Source organism: Stappia albiluteola (assembly GCF_014050225.1).
Lineage (GTDB): Bacteria > Pseudomonadota > Alphaproteobacteria > Rhizobiales > Stappiaceae > Hongsoonwoonella > Hongsoonwoonella albiluteola.
This window is the reverse complement of record NZ_JACFXV010000066.1, coordinates 1-18,916: the sequence shown is the minus strand read 5'-3', so window position 1 is coordinate 18,916 and position 18,916 is coordinate 1. Positions and strand designations below refer to the sequence as shown.

Here is an 18,916-nt window from a genome sequence, read left to right as displayed (position 1 = left end):
TGCCGCCGAAATGGGTCATGAAGGCATGACCGGTCTTTTTCCAGGAAACGATCTGCTATGCAGCGTGTCATCGACTACTACTACTCGCATCCTTCTCCCTGGGCCTATATGGGCCACCGGGCATTCCTCGATCTGGCCGAAGCACATAATTATGCCGTTCGCTTCAAGCCGGTGAATCTCGGCCAGGTTTTCGCCGAAACCGGCGGCCTGCCGCTCGGCCAGCGTCATGCTGTTCGCCAGGCCTACCGGTTCCTCGAACTGCAGCGCTGGCGCGACAAGCGGGACCTGCCTCTCAATCTGCGCCCTGCCTTCTTCCCGGTGGACGCGGGGCCATCAGACCGCGCTGCGATTGCGCTGGCGCTGGAAGGCGGCCCGGTCGGCCTCTTTTCCGAGCGCGTGCTGCGCTCGGTCTGGGCGGAAGAGCGCAATGTCGCCGATCGAGAGGTATTGACGTCGATCCTCACCGACCTCGGCCAGGATGCGGCGCGCATTCTCGACCTTTCGGAAAAGACGGAGATTGCCGACCGCTATGCCGCCCATCAGCAGGAAGCGGTCGATGCGGGCGTCTTTGGCTCCCCGAGCTACGTATGGAAGGGCGAGGTGTTCTGGGGCCAGGACCGGCTGGAACTTCTTGCCGATGCGCTTGCCTCGGACCGCGCGGCCTATACCGCCGACTGAGTTCGGGGGGGAAAACGCCCACCGCCCGTGCTTTCCCGTCCATCCGGGGATAGACTGTTGCCATGCGGCAGTTGATGGCAGATGCCACGATGCAGGCCACAGGATAGGCCATAATGCAGGGATGACGAGGAATGACGGCACGGATATTGGCGGCGCCTCTGGCAGCTGTTCTGCTGGCAGCGGCGCCCGTCCAGGCTGCGGACAATCCGCTCGACAAGGATCGCTATTCGCTTAGCGAGACGGGCGATGGCTTCCTTCGGCTCGACCGCCAGAGCGGCCGAGTCTCGCTTTGCAAGAAGGTGAACGACGCCTGGCGGTGCGTTCCCCTGCCCGATGCCGAGCGGGCGCTGGAAGAGGAAATCGCCGCGCTCGCCATAGAAAACGAGCGACTGACGGCACGCAATCGCGAGCTGGAGGCAAAGATCCTCGCTATTGGCCGCTCTGCAGAAGAAGCCATGGGCGGACTGAACGGCAAGGAGGCGCGGCCTTCGCCGGACGGATTGTCGGCCGAAGACGAAAAGCAGCTCGATAGGGCGCTCGATTTCACCGAGAAGGCAATGCGGCGTTTCTTCGGGCTGATGCAAAGCCTGCGCGAGGAGCTCGAGGAAAAGCCGAACTGAGCGATTCTCCCCACGCGCCTTACGAGGAAAGGGTGCGCTCCAGGATTGCCTTGCGTATGTCGTCGGGTAGCGGGACGGCCTTGCGTGTCTTCAGGTCCATGGTCAGGGCGACGGTCTCGCAGACGGCGGCGAGGCGGCTTGCGCGCGTCTCGAACAGATGATGACGGAATGCGAAGGTGCTGCGGGAGGCGGCAATCGGCGCGCTGACGACGATGATGGGATCACCTGCCTTCAGCGGTCCAAGCCAGGCAAGCTTCATCTCCACGGCGACGCGACCGAGATCGCGCTCCGCCAGCCATGACGATGTCATGGGCGTCATGTTCCAGACATGCGGCGCGGCTTCCGTGAAGCGGCCGATCGCCAGTTCGTCGTCGGCCCGCCCTTCCGGCCCCAGGTTGCGGGGCGTCACGGTCGAGCGGTTGACGATGGCCGCGCCGCCGGCGATCAGGCCGTCCAGCGTGCTCTTCATCGCGCTGACGGCTGCCGGCAGGCCGCGCGGCATAGCATATTCCGGCATCGCGAGCTCCACCGGCTTGAAGCGGCGGCGCAGCTCGCGCACGGTCCCCTCGGCTGCCGAATAGCCATCAATGGCGGTCGCGGCCAGCGCACCGTCATCGGTCCTCAACTCGTGGACGATCGTCAGCATATGCGGCCCGTCGACCGCTGCATATGAGGTCATGAGGAGGACATGGCCGACACACAACTCACGATGATACCGTACGTGACGGCAGCGCCTGGGCCCGGCCAGCGCATCGCTCAGGCCGGTGAGCAGTCGAAATTGGCGGTCGGCTTCCTCGAAGCGCGAGAAGTAGTACTGAACGTTCAGATGCTCGTTCTCGTCGCACTCCCACCTGTTCACGAAGGAAAACAGGGTTTCCACGGCGGGCATGGTCTTTTCCTGGTTGTGGGGCCCGAATGCACAGTAGTGATTATTTCGGCCAGGCTTATCGCCCTGCCGTATATTTTGAAATTTATACTAAGCTATTTTGGCCGATGCTGCGAGTTCGTCTTTGTACGTGCGAAATCAGGCGCTCTTGGCCGACGCGGCATGTGTCGAGAGGAAAGCATCTGCCGCTTCGTTTGCCGCGCGCGAAATGCCGAGCGCGAACTGTTGGAAAACGTGGCAGCCGCCGGGATAGACGGCCAGTTCGCACTGGTTGCCGGCCGCCTGCCAGCGCGCGGCCATGAACAGCGTGTCATCGAGCAGAGGGTCGCGCGTTCCGACGGCGAAATGAGCGGGAGGGAGGCCGCGAAGGTCGGCATAAAGCGGCGAGATATCCGGCTGGTAGGCGTCATGCCCATGCGCAAGGTAGTGCCGCACGAACATTGTGATGTCACGGGTATTCAGTACCAGTTTCTCGCTGCCCCATGAGCGGGCACTCGGTGTGAGCGAAAGGTCGAAACAGCCGCATTCGAAGATCGCTGCCTGAAACGGCATGCCGAGGTGCCTGTCGCGCATGCGGATCAGCGTTGCGGCCGCCAAATTGGCGCCGGCCGAATCGCCGCCGATGGCGAAGCGTAAGACATTCAACCGCTTGGCGCCTTCGGAGACGAGCCAAAGGGCTGCGGCCTCGCAATCGTCCGGCCCTTGCGGATAGGGGTGTTCGGGCGCGAGCCGGTAGTCGACCGAAAGGACGGCAAGCCCGGTGCGTTCGACGATTTCTTCCAGCCGGGGATCCTGGTTTTCGGCCGAGCCGAGCGTCCAGCCGCCGCCATGGATGTGGAGGTAGGCGCCGGCTGGTCGGCGCGCCGCCGGGACGAAGAGGCGTAAGGGGATGTCTCCGTGCGGGCCGGATATATGGATCGTTTCGGCGTAGGGGCTTTTTTCCGGCATCGGAAACGGTCCCAGACCTTGCGCCCGCCTTTCCCGGATCACGGCCGGAGGAAAGCTCCACTGGTCGGGCAGGGCGCCGAGGCGTCCGGCGAGGTCGCGGTTGAACGCCTGCGTTTCCGCGCTAACCGCTTCATCGAGAAAAAGCTTCGGATCGATCAGGGACATGGTTCTGATTTACCTGCGTAAGACCGATTTTTGCAAGCGGTGCGAGAGGCCGCAGGCCGTTTCGCGACCGCTTTCGCGAATACGTTGCGGTAGTCGATGCAATCTTGCGATTCAGTGTGACAGGGCTCATAGTCTTTGCCGCTTTCGTAACGATAACGGGGGAAACGATGCGTCCGAAAGCTTCGACCTTGAGTATAGGCGTATGGACACTTGAGGAAGAAGCGCGCGAGCTGCGCCAGCATATGGGCCGGCTCGTCGTCTCCACCGGCGGACGGTCGTTCCTGGCCATCGGCGGGGAACTCAATCGCTGGCTGCAGTCTGTCGATGCCTGCGACGGGTTGCTGACAATATTTCTCCGTCACACTTCCGCATCGCTCACCGTGCAGGAAAACACCGATCCGGACGTACAGGACGATATCCTTGACGCGCTCGACAGGATGGCGCCGGCCGACGGCGGCTGGAGGCATTCCCTGGAAGGCGAGGACGACATGCCGGCTCACATCAAGACCGTCCTGACCGGGGTCAGCCTGCAGGTGCCTGTGGTCGACGGTCGTCTCGATCTCGGCACCTGGCAGGAAGTCTTTGTCATCGAGCATCGCTGCGGTCCGCACCAGCGCAGCATGACCCTGCACTATCAGGGGACCTGAGCGGGCGCGAAAGCGCTTTGCGCGTCAGGCCGGGAGATCCTTGAAGCGTTCGGCCGCGGCGACGAGTGCTACGCCGATCCCCGGTTCCATGGCGGTATGGCCGGCGTCACCTATCATCACGAATTCCGCTTCCGGCCACGCCCTTGCAAGGTCGAAGGCCGTCTGGGCCGGCGTCACCACATCGTAGCGGCCCTGCACGATCACGCCGGGGATATGGCGAATGCGGTCGACATTGGCGATCAACTGGTCATCGCGCTCGAAGAAGCCGCCATTGACGAAGTAGTGGCATTCGATGCGGGCGAAGGCCAGGGCGAAGTCGTCCTCGCCGAAGGTGGCGACACGGCGCGGATCCGGCCTGAGCGACAGGGTGGCGCCTTCCCACTGGGCCCAGTGCCGGGCCGCCGTCACCCGTACACCGCGGTCTGCGTGGGTCAGGCGTCGGTAGTAGGCGGCGATCATGTCGCTGCGTTCGTCTTCCGGAATATGGTTTCGGTAGATCTCGAAGAGCTCGGGGAACAACCAGCCCGCTCCGTCCTGATAGAACCAAAGCAGTTCTGCCCGGCGCAGGGTGAAGATGCCGCGCAGCACCAGTTCGCTCACCCGGCCCGGGTGGGTCTGAGCATAGGCGAGCGCGAGCGCCGAGCCCCAGGAGCCGCCGAAGACCTGCCAGCGTTCGATCCCCAGATGCGTCCGCAGCCGCTCAATATCTGCAACGAGGTCCCAGGTCGTGTTCTCCGCAAGCTCGGCATGGGGCGTGGAGCGGCCGCAGCCGCGCTGGTCGAAGAGCACGATCCGATAGCGCTCGGGATCGTGGAACCGGCGCATGGCAGGGTTCGATCCGCCGCCTGGACCACCATGCAGGATGACCACGGGTTTGCCTTCCGGATTGCCGCTTTCCTCCCAGTAAAGCTCGTGGATGGAGCTCACTTTCAGCCGGCCGGTTCTGTGAGGGGCAATTTCGGGAAACAAATGGTCCTGCACTGGAAATCTCCGCTTTCTCGAAATACGGCCTGCCGCCGTCTCGGGATCAATCAATGTTGAGGCATTTCTTAATTACGTAAGGTAACTCATATGCCGGGCGGATGCAGGACAAGACGCGGAGGTCGGCGATGCGCTGAAAGCGGCGGATAGTTGCCCGCCGCCTGCAAGCGATTTGGAGGAAGTATGTTCAGCTGCTGCGTTCACCCATGACCGGGTCTCCGGACGGGCGGCGCATGGCATCGACCAGAGCTTCCGTTTCCGCCGACGGCTTGCGGGTGACGAGGCTGACGGCGATCGTCACGGCGAAACCGACAGGCAGGCCGAAGACGGCAGCGGAGATATTGTTGACGCCGAACCATTCGGGCATTCCGAAATATTGCGTCATGACGAGGTAGTAGAGCGTGACACCGAAGCCGGCGACCATGCCGGCGACAGCACCTGCCGAGGTGCAGCGTTTCCACCAGATGCCGAGCACCAGGGCGGGGAAATTGCCGGCTGCTGCCAGCGAGAAGGCCCAGGCGACGATCGACAGGATGTCGGCCGGCCGGGTGGAGGCTGCCCAGGCAGCGACCGCCGCGGCTGCCAGCAGCAGGAAGCGGGCGATCACCAGCCGCCGGCTCGATGGCGCCTTGCGGTCGACCATCCGGTAATAGACGTCGTGGGAGAGCGTGTTGGCGATCGCCAGGAGCAGCCCGTCGGCGGTAGAGATGGAGGCGGCGAGACCGCCCGCTGCCACCAGCCCGGCGATCACGTAGGGAAGGCCGGCAATTTCCGGCGTGGCGATCAGCACCACGTCGCGGTCGATGGAGAAATCGCCGAGTCGCAGCACGCCGCCATGGCCGGGAATTTCCGCGCAGGCCGCGCGCACCGCGTCCGCCGTCGTTGCGCTGATGCCGCAGACGTCGACGAGACCCAGCCGGCCATAGGTGTAGATCCATTCCGGCAGCGCATCGAGGCTGGCGCCGATGACGTTCTGATAGACCTCCAGCTTGGCGAAGGCGGCATAGGCCGGCGCCGTCACATAGAGCAGCGCGATGAAAAGCAGCGACCAGCCGACGGAGCGCCGCGTCTGACGCACCGAGGAGGTGGTGAAGAAGCGCATCAGGAGATGCGGCAGCGAAGCCGTGCCGATCATGAGGCAGGCGATGAGGGCGAAGAAATTCGTCCGGTCGAGCGAGGTGAATGGCTCGATATAGGATTTCAGTACCTCGCCGGAGGCGAGGCCCGTTGCCACCATCTCCTGTTCGCGCCCGGCGATCTCCTGCAGCGCGCGGCCGTAGGTCAGTTGGGCGATGGGGAAGCCGTATTTCTGCGCCGACAGGATCAGTACCGGCAGCATGTAGGCTATGATCAGCACGATATATTGCGCGACCTGCGTCCACGTGACGGCGCGCATGCCGCCGAAGAGCGAGCAGAACAGGATGCCGCCAAGCCCCACATAGACGGCGAATTCGAAGCTGATGCCAAGGAAGCGCGAGGCGATCAGGCCGGTCGAATAGATCTGGGCGACCACATAGGTGAAGGAGCAGGCGAGCAGCACTATGATGCCGACGAGGCGGGCGATATTGCCGCCGAAGCGCGCGCCAAGGAAGTCGGGCACCGTATAGGCGCCGAGCTTGCGCAGGTATGGTGCAATCAGCGTGGCGACGAGGATGAAGCCGCCGCTCCAGCCGACGACGAAGGCCAGCCCGTCATAGCCCAAAACGTAAAGCGTGCCGGCCATGCCGACGAAGGAGGCGCCGCTTATCCAGTCGGCCGCCGTCGCCATGCCGTTGTAGACAGCCGGTACCCGGCGCCCGGCGACATAATAGTCGGACAGACTGACCGTGCGGGCGACGATGCCGATGCCGGCATAGACGGCGAAGGTCGCCGCGACGAACAGATAGCCGATCAGGCTGTCCGGCAGGCCAAGCTGTTCCAACACCGCCAGGAGGATGACGAAGGCGACGAGGCCGCCGGTATAGGTGCCGAAGATGCGCCCCAGGTTGCGTCGGAACGAATCGCCTTGCGGGTTCACGCCCATGTCTGCTGATCCTCCGTCAGCTCGTCGGTGTCATCTTCAGGTTCGGCAAAGCCGGCTTCGGCGTCGATCCGCTCCTGGCGGGCGGCAAACCAGAAGGCGATGATCACGAAAGCGGCAAGCGCGCCATGAGACGCCGCCGCATAGCCGAGGGGGAAACCCGCGATGGTAATTGCGTCAAGGGGTTCGACAAAAGCTTGCAGACCGAATCCGGCAATGGCCCAAAGCACGAGGGTGATGATCATCAATCGTCGGGTGCGTCCCCACCATGCCGTCTCGCCGCGCGCCTTCGGGCTTTTGCGCCGTGCCATCCCTTGCTCCCCCGCTGCAGGCCGAATCGCCGATGGGTGCCGCCAGTGCATATCCCGCCAAATCTGGATCGGACTTGGCGGTAAGGATATGCTCAAGGTATTGAACCCCAGCCGATCCTTATACGAGTTTCACAAAAGCGAAATCAGGAAAATGGCCTAGAGATGCGGTCGGAGCGCGCGCCCTCCGCCGTAAGGTCAACTGGTAAGTATTCCGCCCAATCGATCAGACTGTTAGAGTGTTGAACTATTGCACCGGCCACGAAGCACAAGAAACGTTCGGGCCAATCCGGATGGCGGGCGGCTCGAAAGAGCGCCATCCGCAAGAAATGCCCCGGATGGCAGGCGGTTCGCAACGCCATCCGCAAGAAAGATAGCGCCGCCGCGACGACGGCGGGAGGGGAGGTCAAGGGCGTGACGGAAACGGCAGCCTATCATTTCATTATCGCGGACGATCATCCGCTGTTTCGCGGCGCTCTGCGGCAGACGCTCGTGACGTTGTTCGCCTCTGCCGGCATAACCGAGGTTGGAACGCTGGAGGACGCGGTCGCCGATCTGGATGCGCGCGACGAGGTGGATCTGGTCCTGCTCGATCTTTCCATGCCCGGCATGCGCGGTTATTCGGGCCTGATGTATCTGCGTGCGCAATATCCGGCAGTTCCGGTCGTCATCGTGTCGGCCACCGAGGACCATCAGACGATCCGTCGCTGCATGGAGTTCGGGGCTGCCGGGTTCATCCCCAAGTCGCTCGGCATCGACGTCATCCGCGACGCGGTGCGCGTGGTCATGGACGGCGGCATGTGGGTTCCGGACGATGTCGACCTGAAAGCCGCCGATGATGACGTGGCCGACCTGGTACAGCGGTTGTCGAGCCTGACGCCTCAGCAGGTGCGTGTGCTGATGATGCTGTCGGAAGGCCTGCTCAACAAGCAGATCGCCTATGAACTCGGCGTCTCCGAAGCGACGGTGAAGGCGCATGTCTCGGCGATCCTGCAGAAGCTTGGCGTGGAGAGCCGCACCCAGGCGGTCATCGCCGCTTCGAAGATCGAGCAGGGGCAGTGGCAGGCCGTCACACAGGACTGATTCCGGTCTTTTCCTGAACGAAAGGCGCGGCCTATTCGGCGGCGGCCTTGGCGCGGCCGCGCGACAATTGGGCGCGCAGCATCGCCGGCTTCACCGGCTTGTTCAGCAGGCCGATGTCCTTTTCTTCCGCCTCGGCGCGCACGGCGCGGGAACGGTCGGCGGTGATCAGGATCGCCGGCAGGTCGGCACCGAACCTCCAGCGCAGATGGACGACCGCGTCGATGCCGGTTCCCTCGTCCAGATGGTAGTCGACGAGCAGGATTTCGGGCACCTCCCCGCTATCCAGGATCTTTTGCGCCGCTTCACGGGCGTCGCGCGCCGTGATTACCTTGCAGTTCCAACCCGTCAGCAGCACTTCCATGCCGGCCAGGATCTGCGGCTCGTTGTCGATTGCAAGCACGGTCAGTCCGTCGAGCTGGCTTGCCGCAACAGGCGGGGCGGCGGGGGCGGGCTCGGCGGGCAAGGACGCGGAAACAGGCAGTTCGACCCGGAAAACGGAGCCCCTGCCGACGGTCGAAGCCAGAACGACAGGGTGGTCGAGGACGCGGCTGATGCGCTCCACGATCGACAGGCCGAGTCCGAGGCCACGGGCTACGCGGGCACCGTCGTCGAGCCGCTGGAATTCGAGGAAGATCAGCCGCTGCTTGGAGGCGGGGATGCCCATGCCGGTATCGTGCACCTCGATGGCCACCTTGCCCTGCCGGCGCCGGCAGCCAAGCAACACCCGGCCGGTTGCCGTGTATTTGATCGCATTTGAGACGAGGTTCTGCAGCAGGCGACGCAGCAACCTGCGGTCGGAGCGTACCGAGAGGCTTGTCGGCATGACGCGGAATTCGAGGCCCTTTTCCTCGGCGATAGGCTCGAATTCGGTGCGCAGTGTGTTGAAGATCTCGTCCAGGCGGAAGACCGTGACCTCCGGTTTCAGCGCGCCGGTGTCGAGCCGCGACATGTCGAGCACCGCGCCGATGATCTCCTCAACCGATTCCAGCGAGGCTTCGACATTGCGCACCAGATCTCGGTTCTGGCCGTCGGCAAAACGGTCGACGAGGCTTGAGGCATAGAGGCGCGCGGCGTTCAGTGGTTGCAGGATGTCGTGGCCGGCGGCGGCCAGGAAGCGCGTCTTGCCGATATTGGCGTCATCCGCCTCGCGCTTGGCGCGCACCAGTTCCTCGTTGACGCGGGTCAGTTCATGGGTGCGCTCGCGCACCCGCCGTTCCAGCGTTTCGTTCGAGCGGGCAAGTGCCTCCTCCGCCAGCACGCGCTCGGTTATGTCGGTGTAGGTGGTCACGATGCCGCCATCCGGCATCGGACTGGTGCGCACTTCCAGCACCGTCCCCGTCGAGGAGAGCCTTTCCTGGAAGGTCTCCTGATGGACGACCAGCTTGTCGACCCGCTCCGCGACGTGGCCTGCCACCGGGCCGGAGCCGAACTCGCCGCGCTCGGCATTGAAGCGGATGATGGCGTCGAGCGGGGTTCCCACCTGGCCAAATTCGGCCGGCAGGCCGAGCAGTTCTCGGAACTGCCGGTTCCAGCAGATGAGCCTGAGGTCGCGGTCGAACACGCTGATACCCTGGCGAACCTGGTCGAGGGCGGTCTGCAGCAGGTCACGATTGTACTGGATGGCGGCCGTAGCATCGTCCAGCAGTTTCATCGCGCCCTTGCCGGACGGCTCGCTGCGCTTGACGAGAAGCGACAGGATCAGCCGCGAGGAGGCGGCGCCGATGGCGCTGGCCAGCAGTTGCTCGGCAAAGCGCAGAATTTGCGGGTCGGCCGTTGCATTCGGCGCCATTTCCTGGTTGCGGTCGCGGGCATAGCGGGCGAACGAACGGTCGGTGCGCTCTTCGCCGAGATAGCGGGCGATCGTCGCTCTCAGGTCGCCGACCGTCACCGACGTGCGCCACAGCCGAAGCGAGGGCGCGGGGGAAAGCTCGGACGGCACGAAGATATTGGCCTGCAGGCGTTCGATCGGCTCCGGCGCGCGCGCAAGCGAGACGATGACGTAGACGGCGAGATTGAGCGACAGGCTCCAGAAGACGCCGTGAATGAAGGGGTTGAAGGAGAGCGAGAACAGCGCCTGCGGTTTGAACAGCCATAAGCCGAAAGGACCGGCTTCCAGGAAGTCGGCAGAAATCAGCCCGGATTTGGCGAAGGTCGGCAAGAGCAGGGTATAGAGCCAGATGGCAAAGCCGGTCAGCATGCCCGCGATGGCACCGCGCGCCGTTGCCCGCCGCCAGATGAGGCCACCGAAGAAGGACGGCGCGAACTGGGCGATCGCGGCAAAGGACAGAAGGCCAATGGAGGAGAGCGCCGCCGTATCGCCCGCCGCGCGATAATAGGCGTAGGCGAGGATCAGGATGACGAAGATCGCCACCCGCCGGATGCTGAGAAGCAGCCGGCTCATATCCTCGCCCGATGAGGAAATGATCTGGTCTTCGGAGCTCTGCCGCAGGATGAAGGGCATCACCAGGTCGTTGGATACCATGATTGCCAGCGCCACCGTGGCGACGATCACCATGGCGGTTGCCGCCGAAAGGCCGCCGATGAAGGCAAAAAGGGCCAGCCACGGCTCGCCCATGGCGAGCGGCAGGGCCAGCACGTAGGTGTCCGGGTTGGTGCCTTCGCCTATGAACAGCATGCCGGCGGCGGCGATCGGCACGACGAAGATGTTGATGGCGACGAGGTAGAGCGGGAACAGCCAGGTCGCCCGTCTCAGCTCCGCGTCGGAATTGTTTTCCGTTACCGTAACGTGGAACTGGCGCGGCAGCATGAGGATCGCAAACAGCGACAGCGTCGTCATGACGATCCAGTTGCCGCCGTGCAGTTCCTGCGTGAAGACGTCGCTCACCTTCGGATGGGCGGCAATTGCGGCAATCAGTTCTCCCGGCCCGTCGAACAGCGAATAGGTGACCCAGATGCCCACGGCAAGGAAGGCGATGAGCTTGACGATCGCTTCGGAGGCAATCGCCAGCATCATGCCTTCCTGATGCTCCGTCGCGTCGATATGGCGGGTGCCGAAGGCCCAGGCGAAGATAGCCATGCAGATGGCGATCAGCAGGGCAATGTCGCCGAAGACGGGCACGTTGGTCTCGCCGAGCGGAATCCTCAGCTCCGTGATCATCGCCGTCACTGACAGCGACACGGCCTTCAGCTGCAGCGCGATATAGGGAATGACGCCAACCACGGCGATGATCGTAACCACGGCGGCGACCGACTGGTTCTTGCCGTAGCGGGCTCCGATGAAATCGGCAATCGACGTGATGCGCTCACTCTTGGCCAGCCGGATCACGCGCCGCAGCAGCCGGTAGCCGAGCGCGAAGACGATCACCGGTCCGATATAGATTGTCAGGAATTCGATGCCGTTACGTGTCGCTCCGCCGACCGAACCGAAGAAGGTCCAGGACGTGCAGTAGACGGACAGTGAAAGAGCATAGATGAAGGGGCGGCCCTTGCCCGGCACATTGAGCCGGGTGGCCCGGTCGCCATAGCTTGCGATGGCGAACAGGAGGATCACGTAGCCGAGGGCTGCGAAAATGACGATCCATCCGTCGAGCATGGACTCTACGTTTCCTCAACGCCTCCTTCGTCCGGCGTTTCCAGCATCAATCCGACCACAGAGCTTGCCCGCTGTAAATCAGCACTTCGCAGGTGGACGTCCCTGCCACCCACCCTTGTATGATAATTCCGTTGGGGAATGTTCTTCCTTGCGTGTTTTTCGGCGCCATTCGCGGTGCTATGAAGTTTCGAGAGCTGCATTTCTTCCATGAATTGTCCAATTCCCAAGAGGGAGTGAAATCATGCTCAAGGAATTCAAGGAATTCGCCATGAAGGGCAACATGATCGACATGGCGGTCGGCATCGTCATCGGTGCGGCCTTCAGCGCGATCGTGTCCTCGATGGTCGACGACATCATCATGCCGCCCATCGGCCTTCTTCTTGGCAATGTCGATTTCTCGGAAATTTTCGTGGTCCTGAAGCAGGGGACGCCGGAAGGGGCCTATGCCACGGTGCAGGCGGCCAAGGATGCCGGCGCGGTCACCTGGAACGTCGGCCTCTTCATCAATGCGGTGATCAAGTTCCTCATCGTAGCCTTTGCACTTTTCATAGTGGTCAAGATGGTCAACCGCCTTCGCCGCAAGGAGGAGGAGAAGCCGGCGGAGCCCACCGCTCCCCCGCGCGAGGAGGTATTGCTTGAGGAAATCCGGGATCTCCTTAAGTCGAAATAGCGTTGCGGCCGACAAGAGGGTATGAGCGGCGCGACGCTCGCCGTTGGCACAAAGACGTTATGGAAATGCAATGCTGCCGCCCGCCTGGGGCGGATGGTTGAGGGAAGGCACTTGGTTGTAACCTCGCTTCCGAATCGAACCTGGAAGGCAGCATTGCGTTGACCGACATTCTCTCCAAACTGAGGCCGCAGGCGCGGCTGGCGCCGGAAAGCGGCATCGTCGAGGTCGTCAATTTCGCCCGGGAGCGGGAAGACCTCATTCCGCTGTGGGTGGGCGAGGGCGACCTGCCTACGCCCTCCTTCATTTCAGAGGCGGCGAACCGCTCGCTTGCCGCGGGCGAGACCTTCTATACCTGGCAGCGCGGTATCCCGGCACTGCGCCAAGCCCTGGCGGACTATCACGCCCGGCTCTATTCCCGGCCCTTCTCGCCGGAGCGCTTCTTCGTCACCGGTTCGGGCATGCAGGCGATCCAGCTTGCGGTGCAGGCGGTAGCGGGCGAGGGCGACGAGGTCGTGTTGCCCGATCCCGCCTGGCCCAATCTGGCGGCAGCCGTCGAGATCATGGGTGCGCGCGCCGTCTGTGTGCCGATGACCTTTTCAGCCAATGGCTGGCATCTCGATCCTGAGCGGCTATTTGCTGCCGTCACGCCGCGAACGAAGGCGATCTACGTCAATTCGCCGTCCAACCCGAACGGCTGGATGGCGGACCGGGCGTGGCTGGAATTCGTGCTGGCGGAAGCGCGCGCCCGCGGTCTCTGGATCATCGCCGACGAGGTCTATGGCCGCTTCACCTACGGTCCGGAGGAGCGCGCGCCGTCCTTCTACGATATCGCCGAGGAGGACGACCTCATCCTGCAGGTCAATACCTTCTCCAAGAACTGGGCGATGACGGGCTGGCGCATCGGGTGGCTATCCGCGCCGCCGGTCATGGGGCAGGTGATTGAGAACCTGATCCAGTACAACACGTCGGGTGTCGCCGCCTTCATGCAGCGGGCCGGCATCGCCGCGCTGGAGGAGGGCGAAGCCTTCGTGGCGGAGCAGATCGCCAGGGCGCGCCGGGGTCTTGCGATCATGCGGCGGGCGCTCGACGAAAGCCCGCGTGTCCGCTACGCGCCGCCGCAGGGCGCCTTCTACCTGTTCTTCTCCGTCGAGGGATTTGCCGACAGTCGGGAACTTGCCAAGAGCCTGGTTTCGCAGACGGGCGTGGGGCTTGCGCCGGGCAGTGCTTTTGGCACCGCAGGAGAGGGATTCGTGCGGCTTTGTTTCGCCAGAAGCGAGGTCGATTTGGCGAAGGCAGCGGAGCGACTATCCGTATGGTTGCCACGTTGACGATGTGGCAATCTTTGAGGTACGGATTTTTGCGTAATAAGAAACAAGTCTTGATTGCGCCGATTCCATAGTTACGCGGGACGAGGCGAACATGCCCGACTCTTATACCGATAGCCTCGCGATGACGGCCAGCGTTTCCAAGGCGCGGTTGCTGAGCGTACTGGATACGGCGGTGGACGGTATCGTCATCATGGACGAAAGCGCCCGCATCATTCTTTACAACAAGGCTTGCGAGGCGCTTTTCGGTTATCAGTCGGAAGAGGTACGCGGCAAGAACGTCAAGATCCTGATGCCCGAGAGCTATGCCCGTGAGCACGATGGCTACGTACGAAGCTATATTGACACGGGCGTCCGGCGGATCATCGGCATCGGTCGGGAAGTAAAGGCGCGCCATCGTGACGGGACGGAATTTCCGATCGAGTTGTCGGTGGGCGAGGCTCAGACGCCGGAAGGGCGGCAGTTTATCGGCATCATGCGCGATATTCGGCAGCGCAAGCTCGTCGAGGAGCGTTTGTCAAAGGCGCAGGCGCAGCTTGTCTCGATGGCCCGCATCAATGCTCTCGACGAGATGGGCGCGGCGATTGCCCATGAACTCAACCAGCCGTTGACGGCGATCATGCTCTATCTTCAGGCGATCAAGCGCAAGTCAGAAGGCGTGGTGGGCCTTGAGGGCGTGCTGATCGATGTCATCGACAAGGGTGTTAAGGAAGCGGAACGCGCCAGCCAGATCATCCAGCGCATGCGACAATTCGTCGAGAAGCGGGAGCCGGAGCGCAAACCGGTCGACGTTCCCACGCTTTTGCGCGAATGCGTGGATCTGGTTACTCTCGGCAAGATGGGTGAGGGGGTTTTGCTGAGCCTGGAGGTCGGCGAGGACATGCCGGAGCTTAACGCCGATCCGGTGCAGATCCAGCAGATCGTCGTCAACCTGATCCGCAACGCCATGGACGCCGTGAAAGGGTGCCAGAAGAAGGCGGTCGATATCCGCGCATGGCACGACGAAGAGGCCATATCGATCGCGGTGTCGGACTCCGGCCCCGGCGTGCCTCAGGAAAATCTCGCCAATCTGTTCAAGGCTTTCTCCGGTTCCAAGCGCAGCGGTCTTGGCCTCGGCCTGGCGATATCCAAGTCGCTCGCCCAGAACCATGGCGGCGACCTAGCCGTCGATCCGGTCGGCCCCTCCGGCGGAGCCACCTTCACGCTCAAGCTGCCGATCGACGAGCCCAGTGCGGCAGGCGAATGATTGCGATTAGAATGAAAGGACCGAGCGTATGAACGACGAATCCCTGTCGATCCACATCGTGGACGACGATCCTTCGGTCCGCGACGCGCTTACCGTGATCTTCGACATCGAGGGATTTGATGTCGAAGCTTTCGAGACGGGCGATTCCTTCATGGTGCGGCTGGACGAGGGAGAGCCCGACTGCGTAGTGCTCGACGTGCACATGCCCGGAAAATCCGGCATCGAGATCCTCCGCCTACTCAACGGGCGGGAATTCACGAAGCCGGTTTTCGTCATCTCCGGCCAGGGTGACATTCCGATGGCGGTGGAGGCAATCAAGCAGGGCGCGCACGATTTCCTGGAAAAGCCCTTCGACGCGGAAACCGTGGTCATGCGGGTGCGCGACGCGATAGCCGCCAATCGCCGCAACCGGAGCGCCAATGGCGGGCCGAAGGTCGACTTTCCGGGCGCCGAGGAACTGACGCCGCGCGAAAGGGAGGTGCTTGAGCAGATTACGGCCGGCGCCTCCAACAAGGAGGCCGGGCGCACGCTCGGCATCAGCCCGCGCACGATCGAGGTTCATCGCGCCCGCATCATGGAAAAACTCGGAGCACGCAATGCGGCCGACTTGGTGCGCATCGTACTGACAGGAGAGCCGCCCGAGGCATGACAGCCGGACTCAGGTGAATTTGCATTCCGCAGCGTTATCAGTGTGCTGGCAAGTGTTTTTACTCTACGCATAAGCCCGTCTTCAGGGTTTGTGCGTAGTTTAGTCGCTACCCAAAGGCGCTATAGTCCGAATGCGGATTTTTTGAAACGCAATCCGGACGAGAGTGCACGTGACCATCCACATCGTGGAAGATGACCCTGGCGTCGGCGATGCCCTGTCGCTGCTTTTGCAGCAACTCGGTCATGAAACGATTGTCTATGCCGATGCGGAGGCCTTTTTCCGCCATACCCCGCCCGTGGACGGGGACACGGTGATCGTGGACCTCTGCCTGCCGGGTATGCCGGGCATGCAGGTCATCCGCTGGCTGAAGAGCTTGAACCTCCAACTTAAAATCATTGCCATATCCGGCCAGCCGCAAGCTTCAATTCGTCGCATGCTCCAGGGCGAAACTCCTGATATCCTTTTACGTAAGCCGCTACGCGAAGAAGCATTGACGAAGTATCTATAAGCGGGTTCAATTACTGCACGCGCTGATGGATATGGAGATTGTGCTCCTCAACTGCGAAGGTATCGGTCTGCGCGGGAATTTTTGAGATCGATTACGTAGAGTAGGGTTTTGGCCAAGTGGCTCTAATCGCACTACGATTACCGCGTAAGTGATTGATACTAGGTAGAAAGTCGTACGAAAACGACCGAATATCCCCGGTCGTTGCAATTAGGTAATTTCACCATGGAAAATGCGGCGAGCGGCATCGGACGGGATGTGGCTTTCCGGGCACGACAGTGCAGGGCTGGACGGATCATGCCCCGTTTTCGCGCCGAATTAGGAGGGTGAGATGGCATATCTGGATCGTGGGCTTGCAAGCAATGGTGGGCATGGCGCAGGCGGCGCGGCGTTCAGTGCCCGCGAGGCGGTTCCGTTCTCCCACATCAAGACCCAACGCCATCACGAACATACGGTTCTATTCTACGAAGGCGACCCGGCCGACCGGCTCTTCGAGCTCGAAGACGGTGTCGTGATGCTCTACAAGCTTCTTCCCGACGGTCGCCGCCAGGTGGTCGAAATCCTCAATACGGGCGCCGTTTTCGGCGTGCCCGGCCACGACGTTTACGACTGCTCGGCGGAATCGCTGACGCCGATCAGGGTGTCCTCCTTCGACCGTCGCGAAATCGAGACCTCCGCCACGCTGCAGAAGCAGCTTACCCGCTGCCTGATGTCGCAGATGGAGACCCTGCACGATCACGCGGTGCTGCTTGGCCGCAAGTCGGCGGTCGAGCGGGTTGCCACCTTCCTGATGCGCCTGGTGCCCAATCGCGGTGGCGTGGGCTGTCTCGGGCCGGCGGATGGCAAGCCGCAAGACGAGTTCAACGTCACGCTGACCATGACGCGCCAGGAAATCGCCGACTATCTGGGCCTGACCATCGAGACGGTCAGCCGTGTGATATCCGATCTCAAGCGCCGCGGTTTCATCAAGATCGAGCGGCAGGACCATATCCGCATCAACAATGTCTGCGGGATGTGCCAGCTCACCGGCGCACATTAGAACGCTCCCGGCAGAATTTTCAGCTCTTCTCTCTGAGTGCACTGCCCCGGCTCCGGCCGGGGCTTTTCTATTCTAGACGGCGACGGAGTGCCGGGCGGCGCCGCGCGCCAGATAGGCATCGAAGGTGGCCGCCGCGACACGCACGTACGGGCGTCCCGCCTCGCTGATATGCACGCGCATGCCATCGGTCGTCGCTAGGCCATCGGCGACCATCTCGCCGATTTGGCCGAAGCTTTCGGCAAAGCCAGCGAAGTCCAGCCCGTGCTTGCGCGCGATCGCCCCGATATCGGCCTCGTAGACCGTCATCAGCCGCTCGATGATTTCCGCCCGTGCCCGGTCGTCCGACGACAGCGCGATCCCCTTCGCGATCGGCAGGCGGTCACTGTTTACCTGTCGCGTCCAGGTGCCGACATCCGGAGCGTTTTGTACATAGCCCTGCGGCAGGAAGCCGATGGAGGACGAACCGAAGCCGATTAGGGCGCCTGCCGTGTCGGTGGTGTAGCCCTGGAAATTGCGGCGAAGCGTGCCGTCGTGCAGCGCGATTGCCATGCTGTCATCGGCCAGCGCGAAATGATCGAGCCCGATCGCTTCGTAGCCGGCGTCGAGCAATGCCGCCCTGGCGCTGTCGGCAAGTTCGATGCGCGCCTTCGCTCCCGGCAAGGCGGCCTCGTCGATCAGCCTCTGGTGCTTCTTCATCCAGGGTACATGGGCGTAGCCGAAGAGCGCCACGCGCCCCGGCGACAGCAGTCGCGTCAGTTCCACCGTATGCAGGATCGTCTCGCGGGTCTGGTGCGGAAGGCCGTACATCAGATCGAAATTGATCTGGTCGATCCCGGCCTTGCGCAGCGCCTCCACAGAGCGCTCGACGACGCTGAAGGGCTGGTGACGACCGATCGCCATCTGCACGCCGGCGTCGAAGTCCTGCACGCCGAGACTTGCCCGGTTCACGCCCGCGGCGGCCAGCCTGTCCGCAAGCTCCTCCGTCACCGTGCGCGGATCGAGCTCGATCGCGTGCTCCAGGCTTTCTTTGAAGGTGAAATTTCCGCGCAGGCGCTTGACGATCCTAAGGAAGCTGTCGGCAGGCAGCAGGCTCGGCGTACCGCCACCCCAGTGGATGTGGGCGACGTTGCGGCCCTTGCCCAAATGCTTCACGACGAGGTCGATCTCTGCAAGCAGGGTCCGTGCATAGGCAATGACGGGAGCGTCCTTGCGCGCGCCCTTGGTGTTGCAACCGCAATAGTGACAGATCTGCCGGCAGTAGGGCACATGCAGGTAGAGCGACAGGTCGTGCGAGGAATCAAGCCCGGCAAGCCAGCCGGCATAGGCCTCGCCGTCGATGCCGGCATGGAAATGCGGCGCCGTCGGATAGCTGGTGTAGCGGGGAACGTTGCGGGTCGCGTAGCGATGTTCGAGCTGTGTCATGGCGCCAGTTCGCACAGAGGCGGAAGTCTTCGCCTTGATCTTCCTCAAGCGCTCGCCCCGTTCCTCCTTCAATTTAAAGCCGTGGCCCACGGGCGGAAGATATCTGGCCCCGGCACTGGCGGCGCGGCCGGCGCTCATGCGGGCCGGGGTGACGATGGAGCGTGGCGCGGG

17 protein-coding genes are annotated in these 18,916 nt (G+C 62.8%); 10 read left to right on the top strand and 7 right to left on the bottom strand.

Annotation, left to right across the window (positions count from 1 at the left end; translation table 11 throughout):
* Positions 1-57 precede the first annotated feature (57 nt).
* Together H2509_RS18635 and H2509_RS18630 are read left to right on the top strand one after the other, a co-directional pair.
* Positions 58-678, top strand: a complete 621-nt coding sequence (locus H2509_RS18635; RefSeq protein WP_182167977.1) for a 2-hydroxychromene-2-carboxylate isomerase — start codon at positions 58-60, stop codon at positions 676-678.
* Positions 679-809: 131 nt separating this feature from the next.
* Complete coding sequence (locus H2509_RS18630; protein ID WP_182167976.1) at positions 810-1,298, top strand: hypothetical protein; 489 nt, start codon at positions 810-812, stop codon at positions 1,296-1,298.
* Between the two features lie 19 nt (positions 1,299-1,317).
* On the opposite strand, the gene H2509_RS18625 is transcribed toward H2509_RS18630, so the two are convergent.
* Together H2509_RS18625 and H2509_RS18620 are read right to left on the bottom strand one after the other, a co-directional pair.
* Complete coding sequence (locus tag H2509_RS18625) at positions 1,318-2,187, bottom strand: thioesterase family protein (RefSeq protein ID WP_182167975.1); 870 nt, start codon at positions 2,185-2,187, stop codon at positions 1,318-1,320.
* 135 nt (positions 2,188-2,322) lie between these two features.
* The gene (locus tag H2509_RS18620) at positions 2,323-3,297 is read right to left on the bottom strand and encodes an alpha/beta hydrolase (RefSeq protein WP_182167974.1); all 975 of its coding nucleotides are present in this window, start codon (positions 3,295-3,297) and stop codon (positions 2,323-2,325) included.
* A gap of 188 nt (positions 3,298-3,485) precedes the next feature.
* Between H2509_RS18620 and H2509_RS18615 the strand changes: the two genes are divergently transcribed.
* Positions 3,486-3,944 carry a secondary thiamine-phosphate synthase enzyme YjbQ gene (locus tag H2509_RS18615; RefSeq protein ID WP_328805123.1) on the top strand — a complete coding sequence of 153 codons (459 nt, stop codon included), beginning with the start codon at positions 3,486-3,488 and terminating at the stop codon, positions 3,942-3,944.
* A 24-nt stretch (positions 3,945-3,968) separates the two neighbouring features.
* Here the strand turns inward: H2509_RS18615 and pip are convergent, their stop codons facing one another.
* From pip to H2509_RS18600, 3 genes are all read right to left on the bottom strand, one after another.
* Positions 3,969-4,925, bottom strand: coding sequence for a prolyl aminopeptidase (pip, locus tag H2509_RS18610; RefSeq protein ID WP_328805122.1), 957 nt, complete (start codon positions 4,923-4,925; stop codon positions 3,969-3,971).
* Between the two features lie 187 nt (positions 4,926-5,112).
* Positions 5,113-6,948 (bottom strand): sodium:solute symporter family protein, encoded by a 1,836-nt coding sequence (locus H2509_RS18605; protein ID WP_182167973.1) that lies wholly within the window; start codon positions 6,946-6,948, stop codon positions 5,113-5,115.
* Positions 6,939-7,256: a DUF4212 domain-containing protein gene (locus H2509_RS18600; RefSeq protein ID WP_182167972.1), complete on the bottom strand. Its 318-nt coding sequence runs from the start codon at positions 7,254-7,256 to the stop codon at positions 6,939-6,941. The genes H2509_RS18605 and H2509_RS18600 overlap by 10 nt, the downstream gene beginning before the upstream one ends.
* A gap of 411 nt (positions 7,257-7,667) precedes the next feature.
* Between H2509_RS18600 and H2509_RS18595 the strand changes: the two genes are divergently transcribed.
* On the top strand, positions 7,668-8,336 hold the full coding sequence (locus H2509_RS18595) for a response regulator transcription factor (protein WP_182167971.1): 669 nt from the start codon (positions 7,668-7,670) through the stop codon (positions 8,334-8,336).
* Between the two features lie 31 nt (positions 8,337-8,367).
* Here the strand turns inward: H2509_RS18595 and H2509_RS18590 are convergent, their stop codons facing one another.
* The gene (locus tag H2509_RS18590; protein ID WP_182167970.1) at positions 8,368-11,889 is read right to left on the bottom strand and encodes a PAS domain-containing hybrid sensor histidine kinase/response regulator; all 3,522 of its coding nucleotides are present in this window, start codon (positions 11,887-11,889) and stop codon (positions 8,368-8,370) included.
* Positions 11,890-12,130: 241 nt separating this feature from the next.
* On the opposite strand from H2509_RS18590, the gene mscL reads away from it, so the two are divergent.
* From mscL to H2509_RS18560, 6 genes are all read left to right on the top strand, one after another.
* Positions 12,131-12,559, top strand: coding sequence for a large conductance mechanosensitive channel protein MscL (mscL, locus tag H2509_RS18585; RefSeq protein WP_182167969.1), 429 nt, complete (start codon positions 12,131-12,133; stop codon positions 12,557-12,559).
* Positions 12,560-12,717: 158 nt separating this feature from the next.
* Entirely contained in the window at positions 12,718-13,887 is a 1,170-nt protein-coding gene (locus H2509_RS18580; RefSeq protein WP_182167968.1) for a pyridoxal phosphate-dependent aminotransferase, read from the top strand.
* 91 nt (positions 13,888-13,978) lie between these two features.
* Positions 13,979-15,130: a two-component system sensor histidine kinase NtrB gene (locus H2509_RS18575; RefSeq protein ID WP_182167967.1), complete on the top strand. Its 1,152-nt coding sequence runs from the start codon at positions 13,979-13,981 to the stop codon at positions 15,128-15,130.
* Positions 15,131-15,158: 28 nt separating this feature from the next.
* Entirely contained in the window at positions 15,159-15,779 is a 621-nt protein-coding gene (locus H2509_RS18570; RefSeq protein WP_182167966.1) for a response regulator transcription factor, read from the top strand.
* A gap of 169 nt (positions 15,780-15,948) precedes the next feature.
* Complete coding sequence (locus H2509_RS18565; protein WP_209002058.1) at positions 15,949-16,287, top strand: response regulator; 339 nt, start codon at positions 15,949-15,951, stop codon at positions 16,285-16,287.
* Between the two features lie 328 nt (positions 16,288-16,615).
* A complete protein-coding gene (locus H2509_RS18560) occupies positions 16,616-17,323 on the top strand; it encodes a Crp/Fnr family transcriptional regulator (RefSeq protein ID WP_182167964.1) in 708 nt (235 codons plus the stop codon).
* 72 nt (positions 17,324-17,395) lie between these two features.
* On the opposite strand, the gene hemN is transcribed toward H2509_RS18560, so the two are convergent.
* Positions 17,396-18,745 (bottom strand): oxygen-independent coproporphyrinogen III oxidase, encoded by a 1,350-nt coding sequence (gene hemN / locus H2509_RS18555; RefSeq protein ID WP_182167963.1) that lies wholly within the window; start codon positions 18,743-18,745, stop codon positions 17,396-17,398.
* Positions 18,746-18,916: the final 171 nt, after the last annotated feature.